The following is a 19,251-nucleotide window of genomic DNA, read 5'->3' on the forward strand; positions in this document are numbered from 1 at the left end:
TGACGCCACAGGCCAAATCGCGGAGTTTGTAGCGTGGAAAACCACAGCCAACCACTGCTGTTGCGCGTGCCGAAGCCTGATCGGCAGGGGTTGTCGTTCTGCGAGCCCACGGTGCGCGACCTCAAGCGCTGGCTGGGGGGCCTGCCCAAGGCGAACCTCGGCGAAACCGCGCGCCTGCTCTACCAGGCCATGCTGGAACTCAACCAGCTACGCACCTCGAATCAGGGTCGCCTGCAGCTGCTCGAGGTCCTCCGCCCGGAAATCCATTACGTTTGCCGTCAACTCGAACGCTACTACCTGAACCAGCCCATCGTGCTCAGCGAACGGCCGCGCAAGGTCGCCAGCCTCTGCCAGGCGCTGCAAAACCACCTGGCGATCGGCTACAAACTGATTGCCGTCGACCTGGCGTCGCAGACCGGTCGCGATCGATTGCCATTGCTGACCATTGCACTTCAACGCGCCATCCATACGCTCTGCGCGATCCTGGTCCGCTCCACCCAGCTGTACAACCCGACGCCCGATGGGCTATGGCTCGAACTACATCAGCTGTACGCCATCGCCGTAGAGCAAGGCGTACACCGCACCGTCGTACGCGATGACCTGGCGTACCAGACCGAAGGGCTGAGCGCCGAACAGAGCTACATCGTCGCCCTGATGATGGGCAGCGCGCGCTGCAACCAGATGCGCCAGCAGAATATCGCTCGCCTCGCCGAGGTGATGGAGCCCTGGAGCCGGCTCGTGCGGCTACAGCCGGTCCAGCAAGGACCGACGCTATTTGCCGTCTCCACCCGCACCGACGCACCACCGCGCTATCGCTCGATGTTCAGCACCGACGAGCTGCCCTATTTGCTGGGCATCGACCCGCAGCAACTGGTCGAATCCCTGCGCAAGCATTTGCATGCCACCCCGGACACCCGCCCGCCGCCCGGCCTGGTGATCCCGGATGGGCTCAGCCTCGACCTCATGCAGCATGTCAGCGCGGCCTGGGGTGATGTCTCGGAGCGCAGCTTCCAGCGGACCTCCGCGCAGGGGCACGTCGACCTCTGCATTGGCATGACGGCCCTGCACTACTTCCTCTCTGGCCGGCGCCTGTTCGCTGACCTGCTCAAGCGCCCCGAATCCACGCGTTCGGCCGTCTTCAAGCTGAACAACGCCGCGCCGGACGTCTGGTCTACCGCTTTCGACGCGACGTCCAGCTCGGGCATGGAGCTGCTGCCGACCGAGCACATCGAGTTCGTCTCAACCACCGAGACCCGCTCCGATTCGGAAGACCAACCCGCCGAGTGCCCGTACCCTACTTACCGGGTCCAGCTCGTCAACCACAGCCCTGGCGGCTTCTGCCTGTCCTGGCCAGACGACGTGCCCGCGCAGCTTCAGACCGGTGAATTGCTTGGCCTGCAGGACGGCAACAGCCAGGCCTGGAGCATCGCGGTGGTCCGCTGGATCCGCCAGGTCCGTGGGAGCGGGCCGCAAATGGGCGTCGAGCTCATCGCGCCGTACGCCCAGCCGTGCGGCGTGCGCCTGCTGCGCAAGGTCGACCAGGGCAGCGAGTATCTTCGCGCCCTGCTGCTACCGGAAATTCGAGTCATCTCTAGGTCCGCGGCGCTGATCGTCCCGCGGCTGCCGTTTCAGGAGGGCCAGAAGGTTCAGGTCAACCAGAACGGCGAAGAGCATCGCGCCATGCTCGGCCATCGCCAGGCGAGTTCGAACAGCTACAACCAGTTCGAGTACCAGCTCATCGGTGCCTCCACGGACGCTCAGGAGACCCCGGTCACAGCCCGGGGAAGCCAGCCTGCTAGCGGGATTGAAGATTTTGACTCGCTCTGGAAGTCGCTGTAGATTGCGGCTCACCGTTTTCTAGCCCTACGCGCCGCCCGGGGCGCGTTCTAAAGCTGCAGTCCATGGCCCCGCAAAAAAAGACCATCCGCCTGCTGATCCTTGAAGATTCGCAGAATGAAGCCGAGCGACTCGTCAGCCTGTTCCGCAATGCCGGCCAGGCGACGCGGGTTCATCGACTCACGTCTAGCGAAGACCTGGTCGATGCGCTCCAGCAGACCTGGGACCTGTTGATCACTGCGCCTGCCAGCGAGAACCTGGACCCCAGCGAAGCCATCGCCGCGGTGCGCAAGCACGGCAAGGACATCCCGATCATTCAACTGATCGAGGGCAACGATGCCGAAGCTATCACCGAAGCCTTGATGCTCGGTGCCCAGCGCGCACTCCCCCAGGGTGAGGACGAGTGGCTGGTACTGGTCGCCAATCGCGAACTGGGCCACCTGGACGAACGCCGCGCACGCCGGTCCGCCGAACTGGCCCTGCGCGAGGCGGAGAAGCGCTGCCAGCTGCTACTGGAAAGCTCGGTCGACGCCATCGCCTATGTTCACGACGGCATGCACATCTACGCCAACCGCGCCTACCTCGAGCTGTTCGGCTACGAGGATGTCGAGGAGCTGGAAGGCATGCCGATGATCGACCTCATTGCTTCCTGCGACCAGGCCGACTTCAAAAGCTTCCTGAAGAACTACCAGAGCATGCAGGGCAGCGCCGAGCTGAACTGCGGCGGCGTGCGTGCCGATGGCGGTAACTTCAAGGCCAGCATGCATTTCTCCCCCGCCAGCTACGATGGCGAACCCTGCATCCAGGTCGTGATTCGTGCCGAAGGCGACAATGCCGAACTGGAGAAACTGCGCGAGATCAGCAGCCAGGACTTGGTCACCGGGCTGCACAACCGCAACCATTTTCTCGAGCTGCTCGACAGTGCCGTGGAACGCGCGGTCAATGCCGGCCAGCGGGGCAGCCTCGCCTACCTGCGCGTCGATCGTTTCGCCAGCCTGCAAGCCGACATTGGCCTGGGCAACTCCGATCGCGTGCTCGCCGAACTTGCGCAGATGCTGCGTACCCAGTTCGAAGGCAAGGCGCAACTCGCCCGCTTCGGCGACGACGCCTTCGCCGTGCTGGTTGCGGACGCCACGCCGGGCCAGTTGGAACAGCCTTTGGCCGCCTTGTTGCGCAAGGTCGAAAGCCACCTGTTCGAAATCGATGGCCGCACCGTCCAGGCAACGCTGAGCATCGGTGTCGCCGCGCTGGACGAGCAAACCGCCAAGGCGCGCGAAGTGATCGATCGAGCCCATCGCTGCGCCGAAGAGCTGACCGACGGCAACGCACTGAACATCTACAATCCAGCCGACGAACTGGCGGCCGCGGCCAACCGTGGCGAGGTGATCGCCATGGTCCAGCAGGCGCTGGAACAGAACAGTTTCCGCTTGCTGTTCCAGCCCGTCATCAGCCTGCGCGGCGACAGCCATGAGCACTACGAGGTGCTGCTGCGCCTACTCGACCCACAGGGCGTCGAGGTGCCACCCGGCGAGTTTCTCGGCGCTGCGAAAGAGGCCGGCCTGGCCGCCCGCATCGACCGCTGGGTCCTGCTCAACTCGATCAAGCTGCTCGCCGAGCATCGCAGCAAGGGACATAGCACTCGCCTGTTCCTTCATCTGTCGAGCTCCAGCCTGCAGGACGCCACACTTCTGCCCTGGCTGAGCGTGGCCCTTAAAGCTTCACGCCTGCCGCCGGACTCGCTGGTGTTCCAGATCGACGAAAACGATGCGGTGGCCTATCTCAAGCAGGCCAAGGCACTCGGGCAGGGGCTGGTCGCGCTCGGCTGCCGCTTGGCCTTGAGCCAGTTTGGCTGCGTGCTCAACCCGTTCAATGCACTCAAGCACCTCAACATCGACTTCGTGAAGATCGATGGTTCCTACACCCAGGACCTGAGCCACCAGGAGAACCAGGAAGCGCTGAAGGCGTTGCTGGCCGAACTGCACGAGCAAGGCAAGCAGACCGTGGTTCCGTTCGTCGACAGCGCCACCGTGCTTGCCACGCTCTGGCAGGCGGGCGTTGGCTACATCCAGGGGCAGTACCTGCAAGGCCCCAGCCAGTCGATGGACTACAACTTCTCGTCCGACGACGAATAAGCGCAACGCGCAAACGAAAAGGGCGCCAACCAGGCGCCCTTCTCGTCACTCAGTCCAGCCCTTCGCGGTCTCGGAAACCCAGCAGATACAAGATACCGTCCAGACCAAGAGTCGAGATGGCCTGCTTGGCGGACTGTTTGACCAGCGGCTTGGCCCGGAAAGCGACCCCCAGGCCAGCCAGGCCAAGCATGGGCAGGTCGTTGGCCCCGTCGCCCACCGCGATGGTCTGCTCGAGCCGCAGGCCCTCACGCTCGGCCAGATCACGCAGCAAGTCAGCCTTGCGCTGGGCGTCGACAATCGGCTCCTGCGCAACACCGGTCAGCTTGCCATCGACGACCTCCAGTTCATTCGCGTAGACATAGTCGATACCCAACCGAGCTTGCAACTGGCGAGCAAAGTAGGTGAACCCACCGGAGAGGATCGCCGTCTTGTAGCCCAACCGCTTGAGCTCGGCGAACAACACTTCAGCCCCCTCGGTCAGGCGCAGCCCGGCGCCGACCTCAGCCAGCGCGCTTTCCGGCAAGCCCTTAAGCAGGGCGAGACGCTCCCGGAAGCTCGCGCGAAAATCCAGTTCGCCACGCATCGCACGCTCGGTAATCTCAGATACCTGCTCGCCAACCCCAGCCACTTTGGCCAGCTCGTCGATGACTTCGGCCTCGATGAGCGTCGAGTCCATGTCGAAGACAGCCAGCCGGCGGTTGCGGCGAAACACCGAGTCCCGCTGGAAGGCGATGTCGACGTTGAGCTCCTGGGCCACGCTCAGGAATTCGGCACGCAGCGCCGCGGTGTCGGCAGGCTCGCCGCGCACGGAAAACTCGATGCAGCCCTTACTCGCGTCTGCTGGCACGTCCAGCGCCTGGCGACCGGAGAGCCGGTCGATGTGATCGATGTTCAAGCCGTACTTGGCCGTGATCGAGCTCACCCGCTGCAACTGCTCGGCAGTGACCTTACGCGTCAACAGCGTAACGATGTGGCGAGGCTTGCCCTGGCCGGCCACCCAGTGCCGATAGTCGTCCTCTGCAACCGGGGTGAAACGCACCTGCTGATCCAGCTTGTAGCCGGTAAAAAGCACGTCCTTGAGCACCGATGAGGCTCGCTCGGTATCGGGAATCTCGACCAGGATGCCGAACGAGAGGGTGTCATGGATCACCGCCTGGCCGATGTCGAGAATATTAACGCCGCCCTGGGCGAGCACGCCGGTGATTGCCGCGGTCAGGCCCGGGCGGTCTTCCCCGGTGATGTTGATCAGGACGATTTCGCGCAAGGCGCAGCTCCCATGGCAAAGAAGGCCGGCATTCTACAACAGCTCAACGGCGCGCCGACCCACCCGCACGGCAAGGCGTTGCAATTCGTCAGCTATGGACACGAGACCTTCAGCCCCCACCTCGGTTTCCGTATACTGCGCGGCACTTTCCTCAAGAGTAGAGCCGCGCTCTGTGAACCGGCCCGCATCCGTCAAACCCGACAACTTCTTCCTGCTGATCTACCGGGCCTTGCGCCAGCGACGTGTTCCGCTGGTGCTGCGTGTGGCCAGCCATACGCTTCTGCTGGTTGCCCTGGCGCTGATCATCTATGCCTGGGTCATGGGCATGCAGTTCAAACACGCCATGGAACAGCAGGCCGACGCCCTCGGCCAGAGCCTGATGACGCAAACGGCTGCCTCGGCGACCGACCTGCTCGTCGCGAATGACATCCTCAGCCTCAACGTACTGCTGAGCAACCTGGTAAAGAACCCACTGGTAGCGCACGCGGCGATCTATAGCGTCGACAACAAGGTGCTCGCCGAATCCGGGGCGAGGCCCCAGCGCAACCTGCTCGGCGACGAGGAAGGGCTCTACTCGACACCGATCAGCTTCCAGGAGGTGATTGCCGGCCATCTGCGCATCAACCTCGACATGTCCCAGTTCCAGCAGCCGATGACCATCAGCCTGCAGAGCATGGGTTTGCTGAGCCTGATACTTCTTGCCCTGACGCTGACCCTGAGCATGCGCCTGGGGCGGCAGCTTTCGCTACCGCTGATGCAGCTTCGCCTGTGGCTGAGGGATCCGGACGACCCCGCGCCCGGTGCCGGCCGACAGGACGAGATCGGCGACTTGGCGCGTCAGCTACAGGCGCGGCTGGTACCGGAAGCACCCGAGCCGGAGATCGAGCTGGACGAAAGCCTGCAGGATCTCTACTCCGCCCATTTCGACGTCCCGTCGAACGCATCGAGCGTCGATTCCGAGACGCTCGAACACGACGACATCGCCGTTGCCTTCGATCACGAGGACCGCACGCCAGCGCTCTCCGACGACGAGGTGTTCGACCCGTTCGACGACTCACCGCCGCTCGGTGTGGATCATCCGACGCCGCAACCGGCGACGACAGTCGCCCCCGCAACGCCTGCTGGCAAGAGCGGCGTGTTGGCCATTCAGCTAGGCGCCCAGGAGCAGCTGCGCCGCTTGCCGCGTGAACGGCTGACCGACTTGCTGCAGCGCTACAGTGTTTGCCTGCAACAAGCCGCCACGCTCTATCAAGCCGAACTGCACACACTGGCCGATGGCAGCAGCCTGATGCTTTTCCACAGTCAGGACGACGAGCAGAACTACCTGACGCACGCACTGTGCTGTGGCGAGCTGATGCGTGCGCTGGGCCACGCCCTGCAGATCGAGGTCGCAGACAGCGGCATCACGCTGCATCTCCAATTAGGCCTGACCCAGGGCGATCAGCTCTACGACCTGAGCCAGGGCGACCTGTTGCTCAGCGCGCCAGCGCAGGCCGCGCTGGCCCTGTCACAGCACAGCCGCAACCTGCTGTTGGTCGAGCGCACCATCGGCGAGGACGAGTTGATCTGTCAGCGCGCACGTATCCGCCCGATCGCCAGCCCCGAGGGCGCCTGCTGCGTAGAACGTCTACTGGAACCCTATCCTTCGCTGCTGGAGCGCCAACTGGCGCGCATGCATGAGCTGCGCAGCCGGCCCTGAGCGGCCACCCTTGAATGGTAAGGAAAAGCGCTGCGGGTTCGCCGCAGCGCGTGGATCAGAAGCGGAACACTTCCAGATCGGTCCGAATCGGCTCCACCGCCGGAATGGTCGGCGGGCTCGATTGGGTCTTGCTTGGCGCCTTGGCTGGGCTGCGCTTGGCCGGAACCTTGGCCACCAGCATCGGCTCGACAGCAACCGCCATCAGCTCGCTCAGACGTTGCAGCAGCAGGCTTTGTGCATGAACCTGATCGGCGGTGGTGCCGGCATGCTCCTCCTGCAGGCGAACCAGGCGGCTGCCGAGGCGCTTGCCTTGCTTATCCAAGAGACGCCACTGCGCTTCCAGCACAGCCGGGTGCTGCGGGCCTGAATCCAGGCGGGTGATTTCCAGCTCGATCTGCACGTCCGGCGCAAACCCTTTGCTGCCTGGGCTCAGCTCCAGACTCTGGGTCTTGAGCTGCCACGCCAATTGGCGCAACAACAACTGATCGATGTCGCCTTTCAGGCTTCCGGCCCAGCGCGCACGCTGCGCATCCTCGGCCAGGCTGCCATCAGGCAAACGCTGCAATAGCGCATCGCGCTGCAAATAGTCGGCGAGCGTTACCGGCCCCAGCAGTACCGACGGGCCCTCGGCCTTGGACGGCACTTCCACGGCACCGTTATCCAGACGATACATGGGGACCGGTTGCTGGGTGATGCAACCGGCGAGGCTGGCGCAGGCCAGCAGCATGAAGGTTGTGGAGCGCAGCACGTTCGTTCTCTACCTCACACCGCAAGGGCAACGCGCTCGAACGCGGTAATCGCTCAGAGCGCCTCGCGTAACCGCGGTGCATGACATTGCCACCGGCTGCTAAGCCGAGGGCAGGTGAATTTCGAAGGACGGTATCTTCCGTGAAACCGCGGCCAGAAGCCAGCCTCCCGCCAAAGCCGGATCAGCCTGCCGACTCGACCTGCAGGGCATCGACACGCTGGAAACCGCGCGGCAGCTTATTCCCACGCCGCCCACGCTCGCCCTTGTAGTGCTCCAGGTCGTCTGCCCGCAGCGACAACGTGCGCTTGCCCGCCTGGAGAACCAGAGTGGCGCCTTCCGGCAGGATGGCCAGATCGGTGAGGTATTCCTCACGGCTCGCCACTCGATCACCCGGAATACCGATGATCTTGTTGCCCTTGCCTTTACCCAGCTGCGGTAGATCGCGCACGGGGAACACCAGTAGGCGGCCTTCGGTGGTCACGGCAGCAAGCCAATCCTGGTCACGGCTGCGCAACGGCCGGGGCGCAACGACCCGGGCACCAGCAGGCAGCGACAGCAACGCCTTGCCGGCCTTGTTCTTGGCCTGCAGGTCTTCCCCTCTGACGACGAAACCGTAGCCGGCATCGGACGCGATAACGTATAGCGCCTCGTCATCCGGCAACAGCACGCATTCGAAACTGGCGCCGGGCGGCGGCGTCAGACGGCCGGTCAAGGGCTCGCCTTGCCCCCGCGCGGAAGGCAGCGAATGAGCCGCGAGGGAATAGCTGCGGCCGGTCGAATCGATGAACACGGCGTACTGGTTCGACCGCCCCACAGCTGCGGCGCGGAACCCGTCGCCGGCCTTGTAGGACAAGCCCGTGGCATCGATGTCGTGACCCTTGGCGCAACGCGCCCAGCCCTTTTCCGAAATGACCACCGTCACGGGCTCGGATGGCAGCAGCTCGTTCTCCGACAGGGCGCGCGCTTCGGCACGGGCGACGATTGGCGAGCGGCGGTCGTCGCCATAGGTTTCGGCGTCTTCCAGCAACTCCTTGCGCACCAGCTTCTTCAATTTGGTTTCGCTGCCGAGCAGCGCCAGCAATTTCTCACGCTCCTTGGCCAGCTCGTCCTGCTCGCCGCGGATCTTCATTTCCTCCAGCCGCGCCAGCTGACGCAGACGGGTATCGAGGATGTAGTCGGCCTGCAGCTCCGACAGTTCGAAGCGCGCCATCAGCACCGGCTTGGGTTGGTCCTCGGTGCGGATGATATGGATGACCTCGTCGAGGTTGAGGAAAGCGACGAGCAAGCCCTCCAACAGGTGCAGGCGCTTCTCGACCTTATCCAGGCGGAACTGCAAGCGACGGCGGACCGTGCCGATGCGGTAGGTCAGCCACTCGCTGAGCAGAACCTGCAGGCTTTTCACCTGCGGCCGGCCATCGAGACCGATGACGTTGGTGTTGACTCGGTAGCTGGATTCCAGCTCGGTCGTCGCGAACAGGTGCTGCATCAGCTCGTCGGCATCGACCCGGTTGGATCGCGGAATGATGACAATCCGGCAGGGATTCTCGTGGTCGGACTCATCGCGAAGGTCCGCGACCATCGGCAGCTTTTTCGCCTGCATCTGCGCGGCAATCTGTTCGAGCACCTTGGAGCCGGACACCTGATGCGGCAGCGCGGTGACGACAATGTCACCGTCCTCGACGCGGTACACGGCGCGCATGCGCACGGAGCCGCGTCCGGTTTCGTAGAGTTTGAGCAGGTCCGCCCGCGGCGTGACAATTTCCGCCTCGGTCGGATAGTCCGGGCCCTGGATGTGTTCGCAGAGCTGCTCGACCGTCGCTTTGGGCTCGTCAAGCAACCGCACGCAGGCGGCAGCGACTTCGCGCAGGTTGTGGGGCGGTACATCGGTGGCCATGCCCACCGCAATGCCCGTAGTGCCATTGAGTAGAAGGTTCGGCAGGCGCGCCGGCAAGGTAACCGGCTCATCGAGCGTGCCATCGAAGTTCGGACCCCAGTCGACCGTCCCCTGCCCCAGCTCGGACAGCAACACCTCGGAATAGCGCGACAGCCGCGCCTCGGTATAACGCATGGCGGCAAACGACTTGGGATCATCCGGTGCACCCCAGTTGCCCTGCCCGTCGACCAACGTGTAGCGATAGCTGAACGGCTGCGCCATCAGAACCATGGCCTCGTAACAAGCCGAGTCGCCATGCGGGTGGTATTTACCGAGCACGTCACCCACGGTGCGCGCGGATTTCTTGTGCTTGGAGTCGGCGTTCAGGCCGAGCTCGCTCATCGCATAGACGATGCGCCGTTGTACCGGTTTGAGCCCGTCGCCAATGTGCGGCAGCGCGCGGTCCATGATCACGTACATCGAGTAGTTCAGGTACGCCTGCTCGGTGAAGTCGGCAAGCGAGCGGCGCTCCACGCCGTCCAGGCTCAGGTCTAGGGTTTCGCTCATGGTCGATCCGTGGCGTGTTGGCGCAGCACCAGGGTGCCGGCGCGCTGTGTGAATTCAAGTTGTTTGAGAGCGCTCATGCCCAGCAGGACCTGGTCACCCTCGAAGCCCGGCGCGACGATCGCGCGTACGCGCTGTAGGCGAATCTCGCCCAGGCTCAGGCTCGCAAGCTCGGTGCGGTAACCAGTGGTCTGGCCGTTGGCGGTTTGCAAGGCGACCGGCGCACCACGCGGCAGGCCGAGGCGCTCGGCGGTGCTCATCGGGATGGCGACGTCGGTGGCTCCGGTGTCCAGCAGGAAAGTCACCGCCTCGCCATTGATGAGCCCGTCGACGACGAAATGCCCTTGGACGTTGCCTTCAAGGTGGACCTCGATCTCCTGACCGTTGACCACCGACACCGGCTCACGGTTGGGGTTGTAACGGCCCTGCTCCCACTCAGCGAAAAACCGGGTCGCCAGGAACAGCCCCGCGCCCCAGGCCAGCACCAGCATGACGCGGCCAGCCCGACGGCCGGCGGGCTGGCTCACTGCTTGGCACCCCAGCCACCCTTTGGCGCGGCGAGGCGCCACACGATCGGGCGCTGCTCGCCATCGGCGCGGGTGAGCTGGTTGTTGTCGATGCCGATCCAGGCGCTTTCCTCGTCGATCCACAGCGCCTCGGCATTGCCGAACGGCGTGTCGTAGCGACGGGTATCGGCAAGTGCCGTCTGGGCATAGGACCAACAGCGCTCGACAGCCCCGGTATCCAGCCGACGCCGGCAGATCTGGTGCGGCACCGGCTCGAGCGTGTACAGCTTGCCATTATGAAAGGCCAGGCCGGAGAACCTCAGCGGCTGCTCGTCTTCTTCCATGGCGGATGGCGGCGCTTCCCGACCGCCCTCTGACATCAGGACGCAACCGCCCGTGCATTGCCAGCTGCTCTGATTGTGGTGCATCACCAAGAGGCCGCGCCGGCTGTGCTCGGCCGCCAGCCACAGACGACTCGCCTCCGGGTCGACCGTGATGCCCTCGAACATGGCGTTGAATCGCAGCAGCATGCCGCTGGCGCGCGCCTGGCGGATCAGGCTGTCCGGCAGTTTCAGCCACTCTGCGGTGCCGGCTGGGTTGACCCTGAGCACCGCCGCATAGGCCTCGCTGACGAGATAGCGGTTACCGAGCCGGTCGCAACTCAGCCCCTCGAAATCCATCTTACCGCCGCGGACCAAGCCGGTAATCAGCGACCGCATGCGCGTGCCCCACGATAAGCCTGTATCCGGCGGCGGCGGCAACTCGAAGCGCTCGGCTTCGGCGCGCCAGATGCTTTCACCGGAGTCGAGGCGATACAGCCCGGTATCGTCCCGGTCCGAAATCGCCCAGAACGCATCGCCGCACCAAGCCATACCGGACAGGTGCCCGGCGTCCATTCCCTCGACAGCGTGCTCGCTGACGAGCGTGAGCTCCGTCGGCAGCTCAGCCGCCAAGGCCGGTGCCACCAGTGCCATGCAGAGCGCGAGGCGTGCCACCCAGCCCGCCGTCACAGCAGGACCTCCGCCAAATTGCCCTTGGACTCGAGCCAGGTCTTGCGATCGCCTGCGCGTTTCTTGGCCAGCAGCATGTCCATTACCTCGCGCGTACCGTCGAAGTCGTCCAGCGTCAGTTGCACCAGGCGGCGGGTATTGGGGTCCATGGTGGTTTCGCGCAACTGCGGCGGGTTCATCTCGCCCAGGCCCTTGAAACGCGTGACCTGCGGTTTGCCGCGGCGCTTTTCTGCCGCCAGCCGATCGAGGATGCCGTCGCGCTCGGCCTCGTCCAGGGCGTAGAAGATGTCCTTGCCCAGGTCGATGCGATACAGCGGCGGCATCGCGACATAAACATGCCCGGCGTCGACCAGCGGCCGGAAGTGCCGCACGAACAGCGCACAAAGCAGCGTGGCGATGTGCAACCCATCGGAGTCGGCATCGGCGAGGATGCAGATCTTGCCGTAGCGCAACTGCGCCAGGTCGGTCGCGCCCGGATCGACTCCGATCGCCACCGCAATGTCGTGGACTTCTTGGCTGGCCAACACCTCGCCGCCGTCGACTTCCCATGTGTTCAGGATCTTTCCGCGCAGCGGCATGATCGCCTGGAATTCCTTGTCGCGCGCCTGCTTGGCCGAGCCTCCGGCCGAGTCCCCTTCGACCAGGAACAGCTCAGCACGCATCGGATCCTGCCCGGCGCAATCGGCCAGTTTGCCGGGCAGCGCCGGCCCCTGGGTGATGCGCTTGCGCTCGACTTTCTTGCTCGCCTTCAGGCGGCGCCCGGCATTGCTGATGGCCAGTTCCGCCAGTTGCAGGCCGAGCTCAGGGTGGGCGTTGAGCCACAGGCTGAAGGCATCCTTGACGACGCCCGAGACGAACGCGGCGGCCTCACGCGAGGACAGCCGCTCCTTGGTCTGGCCGGAGAACTGCGGTTCCTGCATCTTTGCCGATAGCACGAAGGCGATCCGCTCCCAGACGTCCTCGGGCGCGAGCTTTACGCCCCGTGGCAGCAGATTGCGAAACTCGCAGAATTCACGCATGGCATCGAGCAAGCCCTGGCGCAGGCCGTTGACGTGGGTGCCGCCCTGCGCCGTCGGGATTAGGTTGACGTAGCTCTCCTGTACGCTGTCGCCGCCCTCGGGCAACCACAACAGCGCCCAATCGACCGCCTCCTTGTTGCCCGCCAGGCTGCCGCAGAAGGGCTCGTCGGGAAGACGCGCGAATTCGCTGACCGCATCGACCAGATACGAGCGCAGGCCATCCTCGTAGTGCCACTCAACCTTCTCGCCGGTGCTCCTGTCCTCGAAGCTGACCTTAAGCCCCGGGCAGAGCACGGCCTTGGCCTTGAGGACATGTTTGAGCCGGCTGATGGAAAACTTGGCAGAATCGAAGTACTTCGGGTCGGCCCAGAACTTCACGCTGGTGCCAGTGTTGCGCTTGCCAACGGTGCCGATGATGTCCAAGTCGCTGGCCTTGAAGCCATCGGTAAAGGCCATCCGGTACTCGTTGCCATCGCGCTTGACGGTGACTTCGACGCGCGTCGATAGGGCGTTGACCACCGAAATGCCGACGCCATGCAGGCCGCCCGAAAACTGGTAGTTCTTGTTGGAGAACTTACCCCCGGCATGCAGCTTGGTGAGGATCAGTTCGACGCCCGACACACCCTCCTCGGGATGGATATCGACCGGCATGCCGCGGCCATCGTCGATGACCTGCAGGGAATTGTCCTCGTGCAGGATCACCTGCACAGAGCTGGCGTGGCCCGCCAGTGCCTCGTCGACACTGTTGTCGATGACTTCCTGCGCCAGGTGATTGGGGCGTGAGGTATCGGTGTACATCCCCGGACGCTTGCGCACCGGGTCAAGACCGGAGAGGACTTCAATGGCTTCTGCGGTATACGACATGGGCGTCTCGTGATGTCCTTATGAGTCGGAAAGGGCGAGGTCGGCAAAGCACGCCGGATCGAAGCCGGCAAAGGCGAGCAACGCAGGAATACGATCGGCAAACCCCTGAAAACCGTGGTCTCCGCCGGCCTGGATGCGCAGCGCGCAACCCCGGTAGAAATCCACGGCGTGCCGATAGTCGAGGGTTTCGTCTCCGGTCTGAAGCCAGACCTGGTAACGCTCCGCATCGGCCGGCGGCTGCACCTCCAGCTCCGCTAGCGCAGTAACGTGATCCTGGGTCAGCTGCCAGACCTCGCCGGTGTAGAGGTTGGTTTGCGGCCCTAGGTAGCCATCGAAGCGCCGATGCGGGTTGACGGCCGGGTTGATCAGCAGTGCCTTCAGGCCATGGCGCTCGGCAAGGTGGGTCGCATAGTAGCCGCCAAGCGAGCTGCCGACCAGCAACGGGCTGCCCAGCTCGTCGATGGCCGCCTCCAATTGCGCAATGGCTTCACGCGGATGGTGATGAAGCGCAGGGACCCTGAGCTGCTCGCTCGCTGCCAGCTGCAGCAGCGCCTGCGCCAGCTGACGCGCCTTTTGCGACAGCGGCGAGCTATTGAGGCCGTGCATGTAGAGGATGGTAGGTCGCTCGCGAGTCATGCTGGTTCGCTGATTGCCAAAGGACGGGAAAGGCTACAAGGCGAGACGCGAGGGCTGCAAGCGGCCCGATAATCGGCTTGGCATTCGCACCCGCGATGCGGGTGCGCCTGCAGCGCCTAGTAACCCTTGACGCTGTAATCGACTTCGAAATCGATGCCAACCACCCGCGACACGCCCGTCTCCAAACGACCATCAGCGTGCAGCCGCAGCCAGCGATAGCCGGGCGCCAGAGTGTCCACGTCGAAATCTGGGCTGCCCGGCGTGAATTGCACGCCTGTCGAGGGCGTCGCCAGCAGGCGCACGTCTTCGCGGGTGGCGTCGAAGGCCTGATGGATGTGCCCCCACAGCAGGGCCTTCACACCGGGGTGCCGATCAACCACGGCGAACAGCTCGTCGCGATTGCGCAGCCCAATCTTGTCCATCCACTGACTGCCGATGGTGACCGGATGGTGATGCAGGCAGATCAGGTGATGGCGATCAGGTGCCTCGCTCAGGGCGCGGTCCAGCAGGGCCAGTTGCTCCGCGCGCAGCATGCCGTAAACCGAGCCGGGCACCAGGGTGTCGAGCATGATTACGCGCCAGGCGCCGATATCCAGTACGGGGCGCATAAGATCCGTGTCGCGGCTGGCCTCGCACATCGCGTCGAGTTCGTCATGGTTGCCAGGGCACCAGCGGACCGGCGCCTGGATGCGCTCGGACAGGGTGCGAAAACGTTCATAAGATGCCAGCGAGCCATCCTGCGACAGGTCGCCGGTCGCCAGGATCAGGTCGACTTGCTTCTGCTCGGCGAGCACCAGGTCAACGACGCGCTGCAAACTGTCGGCCGTATCCATGCCCAGCAGCTTGCCGCCGGGGTTGCCGAACAAGTGGCTGTCGGTCAACTGCACCAGCAGTACCGAGTCTTTTTCAGCAATAAGGGGCGCAGCAACCACGACCCGTCTCCTTTGGCGAATTCGCGGAAGAATTATGGTGGCTCGCCGTGACGGGGGTAAACCGTGCGATGCGGGCATGCATCACAGATCAGCTTGCAAACGAGAATCATGGCACGTGGCCATCAACTAACCGATCACAGAACGTCGGTCAGAGAACAGGCTCCAACTCGTGTCCGCAGGCCAGGCAATGGCCGAGCCACTCACCGAGAAACAGGTTGAGCTGGTTCTTCTCATCAGGTTGGTGCATCTGCGCGTTGGGGTAGCTATAGATGCCCCGGAAGCGACGAGCGTTTTGCGCACTGACCACCTCCGCCATGCGCGCGTCGTGATAAACGCGGACTTCCATCTGCGGCACCGGCAGCCAGGGAAGGCAGTCCTGCTGGCTGATCTGCACGGTAGTGGTGTAGGGGCAGCATTCCAGGACCCGAAGCGCCAGCACGCCGATCAGCCGATCCCCCTGGCTCATGGCAATACGCCGCGTATCGGCCTGGCTGCGCATGTCGGGCAACAGGCGCATCAGTCGCAGGTAGTTCGCCTCGCAGGCGGACTGCAATTCGCGCAGATCCACCCGATATCGCTCGCGGGTTCGCCTCATGTCCACGCCCCCCTGATTTCGTCCCGGTTCAACGCCAGCCACTGCAAGGCGATGATGGTCGCGGCATTATCGATCCGACCATCGCGCAACGCATCGAGCGCGGCGCTTAGCGGCCAGACCGCCGCCCGGATATCTTCACCTTCTTCTTCGAGCCCGAAGATGCCGCCGGCATCGGTACTGTCGCAACGCCCTACGTACAGATGAATACGCTCGGTGCTGCCGCCAGGCGACGGGTAGTAGGCGGAAACTGGCCAGAGTTCGCCTATTTCAAGGCCGGCCTCCTCAATGGCTTCACGGCGGGCCACTTCTTCGGGCTGCTCGTCCTTGTCGATCAGCCCGGCCACGGTTTCCACCAGCCAGGGGTTGTCTCCCCTGGCCATGGCTCCGACGCGAAACTGCTCCACCAGGACGACTTCGTCGCGCTGCGGATCGTAAGGCAACACACATACCGCATCGTGGCGGACGAACAGCTCGCGCTCGATTTCCGCACCCATGCCGCCGCGGAACAGGCGATGGCGCAGTTTGAAACGATCCAGATTGTAGAAACCGCTAAAGCAGCGCTCGCGTCCGAGGATCTCGACGTCGCCTGCTTCAGCTTTGAAAATATCGTTCATGTACGACTCACATTTCGGTTTTGATCCTGCGCGCCCGGCCCAGGAGAAAGCTGCAACCGTCACACTGTGAGCGGTCTCTGATCTTCATGCTAGCGTGCCCTTGCATCAGGCGCAGCCCTCTGCAGACCACTCGCATGCTGAAAAATGCCCGAGCGGGCGCTGGCGAACTTCAAGGCCTGACCACACTCGAAACCGCACCTTACGACTCTGAGCCATAAGATCACATCATGTCGCTTCGTAACGCCCTGCCCCTTCTCACGCTCGGCCTGCTGCTGGGCGGTTGTCAGCATATCTTCACGCCCCCGCAAGCCGAGGTTCGCCAGGTGCTCAGCGAGCAGCGCCCCGAGGGATGCCCTCCGTCGGACGACAGTTGCCCGCTGGTCAACATCGATACCCAAATCTTCGCCGACGAGCCGGCGCTGAACACGCTCATCGATAATCGCCTCCGGCAGATGACGATCAACACGCCGGACGCCACCCTGCCCGCCTCGCTGGAGACCTACCAACAGCAGTTCTTGCAACACGCAGAGGCTGGATGGAGCAGCTACCTGCAGGCCAAGCTGATCGACCAGCACAACGCGCTACTGGTCGTCGAGCTGTCGAGCTATCTCTATACGGGTGGCGCGCACGGCATGCCCGGTCGCGGTTTCATCAACTACGACCGTGAGCGGGACCGAGAGGTGAAATTGGCCGACGTGCTGCTGCCGGGCAAGGAAGGCGCCTACTGGCGTGTCGCGGCGCTAGCTCATCAGCAGTGGCTGCTCGCCAATGAGCACGATGCTGCGTTCAGCCGGCAATGGCCGTTCCAGCAGACCACAAATGTCGCCCTTCTCAAGGATCGGGTAATGCTCAAATACGATGTCTACAGCATCGCGCCTTATTCGAGCGGCCACCCGATCCTTGATATTCCCTATGCGGAACTCGAGGGCATCCTGAAACCGGCCTATCTGCCCTAACCCGGAAGCGAAAAGGCCGCCCATTTCGGGGCGGCCTTTCTAGCCGGTCACACCTGCTTGTAGATCAGCGACCCCTGATCCTTGAAACGCTCGGCCTGCTCGGCGAACCCGGCCTCGATGGCCTTCTGCTCGTCGGTCAGACCGTTTTCGGCGGCATACTCGCGCACCTCCTGAGTGATCTTCATCGAGCAGAACTTCGGCCCGCACATCGAACAGAAGTGCGCGACCTTCGCCGATTCCTTCGGCAGCGTTTCATCGTGGAAGGCACGTGCAGTGTCCGGGTCGAGGCCGAGGTTGAACTGGTCTTCCCATCGGAACTCGAAGCGCGCCTTGGACAGGGCATTGTCCCGAATCTGCGCGCCGGGGTGCCCCTTGGCAAGATCCGCTGCGTGAGCGGCGATCTTGTAGGTGATGATGCCGGTCTTGACGTCATCCTTGTTCGGCAGCCCCAGGTGCTCCTTCGGCGTGACGTAGCAGAGCATGGCGCAGCCGAACCAGCCGATCATCGCGGCGCCAATGCCGCTGGTGATGTGATCGTAACCGGGGGCGATGTCGGTGGTGAGCGGGCCGAGGGTGTAGAACGGCGCTTCGTCGCAGCACTCCAGCTGCTTGTCCATGTTCTCCTTGATCAGGTGCATCGGCACGTGGCCGGGGCCTTCGATCATGCACTGCACGTCGTGCTTCCAGGCGATCTTAGTCAGCTCACCGAGGGTTTCCAGCTCGCCGAATTGCGCGGCATCGTTGGCATCGGCGATCGAGCCCGGGCGCAGGCCGTCACCCAGCGAGAAGCTGACGTCGTAGGCCTTCATGATTTCGCAGATGTCGTCGAAGTGGGTGTAGAGGAAGTTTTCTTTGTGATGCGCCAGGCACCACTTGGCCATGATCGATCCGCCGCGGCTGACGATGCCGGTTACGCGCTTGGCGGTCAGCGGGACGTAGCGCAGCAAGACGCCGGCGTGGATGGTGAAGTAGTCCACGCCCTGCTCGGCCTGCTCGATCAGGGTGTCGCGGAACAGCTCCCAGGTCAGGTCCTCGGCGATGCCATTGACCTTTTCCAGCGCCTGATAGATCGGCACCGTGCCGATCGGCACCGGCGAGTTACGGATGATCCATTCGCGGGTCTCGTGGATGTGCTTGCCGGTGGAGAGGTCCATCACGGTGTCCGAGCCCCAGCGGATGCCCCAGGTCAGCTTGGCCACTTCTTCTTCGATGGACGAGCCAAGCGCCGAGTTGCCGATGTTTCCGTTGATCTTCACCAGGAAGTTGCGGCCGATGATCATCGGCTCCAGCTCCACATGGTTGATGTTGGCGGGGATGATGGCGCGGCCGCGGGCCACTTCCTGGCGGACGAACTCGGGGGTGATCTCCTTCGGGATGGCTGCACCAAAGCTCTGCCCGGCATGCTGCTCGGACAGCAACCCCGCTTCGCGCGCCTCGGCGAGCTTCATGTTCTCGCGAATGGCTACGTATTCCATCTCGGGCGTGATGATGCCCTTCTTCGCGTAGTGCATCTGGCTGACGTTGTGCCCGGCCTTGGCGCGGCGCGGGTTGCGCACGTGAGCGAAGCGCATGGCTGAAAGCTCGGCATCGTTGAGGCGACGCTGGCCGAATTCGGAGGTCAGCCCCGGCAAACGTTCAGTGTCACCGCGCGCTTCGATCCAGGCGCTGCGCACGTCAGCCAAGCCTTTGCGCACGTCAATCTGCACATTGGGATCGGTGTAGGGGCCAGAGGTGTCGTAGACGGTTACCGGCGGATTGATTTCGCCACCAAAGGCGGTCGGCGTCACGTCCAGGCTGATCTCGCGCATCGGCACGCGGATGTCCGGGCGCGAGCCATGAACATAAATTTTCTGCGAGCGTGGAAAAGGCTGGATCGATTGCTGGTCGACCTGGGCCGACTCGCTGAGGTTTTGTTGTTCTGCACGCATCAGGCTAGCTCCTAGAAAATTGTCGGAGCGAACCTGAACACACGGCGGATCAAGGGCATCGGGGCACCGCCATGG

15 protein-coding genes are annotated in these 19,251 nt (G+C 63.7%); 4 read left to right on the forward strand and 11 right to left on the reverse strand.

Going from position 1 to position 19,251, the window contains the following annotated elements:
• The first annotated feature begins 33 nt into the window (after positions 1–33).
• The gene (locus KXR72_RS16335; protein ID WP_437422150.1) at positions 34–1,839 is read left to right on the forward strand and encodes a molecular chaperone; all 1,806 of its coding nucleotides are present in this window, start codon (positions 34–36) and stop codon (positions 1,837–1,839) included.
• Positions 1,840–1,901: 62 nt separating this feature from the next.
• Entirely contained in the window at positions 1,902–3,968 is a 2,067-nt protein-coding gene (locus KXR72_RS16340; protein WP_437422151.1) for an EAL domain-containing protein, read from the forward strand.
• Positions 3,969–4,017: 49 nt separating this feature from the next.
• Here KXR72_RS16340 and serB read toward each other — a convergent pair whose 3' ends face one another.
• Positions 4,018–5,232 (reverse strand): phosphoserine phosphatase SerB, encoded by a 1,215-nt coding sequence (serB, locus tag KXR72_RS16345; protein ID WP_437422152.1) that lies wholly within the window; start codon positions 5,230–5,232, stop codon positions 4,018–4,020.
• A gap of 172 nt (positions 5,233–5,404) precedes the next feature.
• Here serB and KXR72_RS16350 point away from each other — a divergent pair, with 172 nt between their 5' ends.
• A complete protein-coding gene (locus KXR72_RS16350; protein ID WP_437422153.1) occupies positions 5,405–6,931 on the forward strand; it encodes an AhpA/YtjB family protein in 1,527 nt (508 codons plus the stop codon).
• A 55-nt stretch (positions 6,932–6,986) separates the two neighbouring features.
• Here KXR72_RS16350 and KXR72_RS16355 read toward each other — a convergent pair whose 3' ends face one another.
• The 9 genes from KXR72_RS16355 to KXR72_RS16395 all read right to left on the reverse strand — a co-directional run bounded on the left by KXR72_RS16355 (position 6,987) and on the right by KXR72_RS16395 (position 16,292).
• Positions 6,987–7,658, reverse strand: coding sequence for a PqiC family protein (locus tag KXR72_RS16355; RefSeq protein WP_437422507.1), 672 nt, complete (start codon positions 7,656–7,658; stop codon positions 6,987–6,989).
• A gap of 202 nt (positions 7,659–7,860) precedes the next feature.
• Positions 7,861–10,119 carry a DNA topoisomerase IV subunit A gene (gene parC / locus KXR72_RS16360; RefSeq protein ID WP_437422154.1) on the reverse strand — a complete coding sequence of 753 codons (2,259 nt, stop codon included), beginning with the start codon at positions 10,117–10,119 and terminating at the stop codon, positions 7,861–7,863.
• Complete coding sequence (locus KXR72_RS16365; protein WP_437422155.1) at positions 10,116–10,643, reverse strand: retropepsin-like aspartic protease family protein; 528 nt, start codon at positions 10,641–10,643, stop codon at positions 10,116–10,118. The genes parC and KXR72_RS16365 overlap by 4 nt, the downstream gene beginning before the upstream one ends.
• Positions 10,640–11,596, reverse strand: a complete 957-nt coding sequence (locus tag KXR72_RS16370) for an esterase-like activity of phytase family protein (protein ID WP_437422508.1) — start codon at positions 11,594–11,596, stop codon at positions 10,640–10,642. The genes KXR72_RS16365 and KXR72_RS16370 overlap by 4 nt, the downstream gene beginning before the upstream one ends.
• 32 nt (positions 11,597–11,628) lie before the next feature.
• Entirely contained in the window at positions 11,629–13,515 is a 1,887-nt protein-coding gene (gene parE, locus KXR72_RS16375; RefSeq protein WP_437422156.1) for a DNA topoisomerase IV subunit B, read from the reverse strand.
• A gap of 18 nt (positions 13,516–13,533) precedes the next feature.
• On the reverse strand, positions 13,534–14,151 hold the full coding sequence (locus tag KXR72_RS16380) for a YqiA/YcfP family alpha/beta fold hydrolase (RefSeq protein ID WP_437422157.1): 618 nt from the start codon (positions 14,149–14,151) through the stop codon (positions 13,534–13,536).
• 116 nt (positions 14,152–14,267) lie between these two features.
• Positions 14,268–15,083, reverse strand: coding sequence for a 3',5'-cyclic-AMP phosphodiesterase (gene cpdA / locus KXR72_RS16385; protein ID WP_437422158.1), 816 nt, complete (start codon positions 15,081–15,083; stop codon positions 14,268–14,270).
• A gap of 148 nt (positions 15,084–15,231) precedes the next feature.
• Positions 15,232–15,678 (reverse strand): DUF1249 domain-containing protein, encoded by a 447-nt coding sequence (locus KXR72_RS16390; protein ID WP_437422159.1) that lies wholly within the window; start codon positions 15,676–15,678, stop codon positions 15,232–15,234.
• Positions 15,675–16,292: an NUDIX domain-containing protein gene (locus tag KXR72_RS16395; RefSeq protein ID WP_437422509.1), complete on the reverse strand. Its 618-nt coding sequence runs from the start codon at positions 16,290–16,292 to the stop codon at positions 15,675–15,677. The genes KXR72_RS16390 and KXR72_RS16395 overlap by 4 nt, the downstream gene beginning before the upstream one ends.
• 227 nt (positions 16,293–16,519) lie before the next feature.
• Here KXR72_RS16395 and KXR72_RS16400 point away from each other — a divergent pair, with 227 nt between their 5' ends.
• A complete protein-coding gene (locus KXR72_RS16400; RefSeq protein ID WP_437422160.1) occupies positions 16,520–17,248 on the forward strand; it encodes an RsiV family protein in 729 nt (242 codons plus the stop codon).
• A gap of 47 nt (positions 17,249–17,295) precedes the next feature.
• On the opposite strand, the gene thiC is transcribed toward KXR72_RS16400, so the two are convergent.
• Positions 17,296–19,176, reverse strand: coding sequence for a phosphomethylpyrimidine synthase ThiC (thiC, locus tag KXR72_RS16405; protein WP_437422161.1), 1,881 nt, complete (start codon positions 19,174–19,176; stop codon positions 17,296–17,298).
• Positions 19,177–19,251 lie beyond the last annotated feature (75 nt).

Origin of the sequence: Stutzerimonas chloritidismutans (assembly GCF_051486945.1) — a bacterium.
Lineage (GTDB): Bacteria > Pseudomonadota > Gammaproteobacteria > Pseudomonadales > Pseudomonadaceae > Stutzerimonas > Stutzerimonas chloritidismutans_B.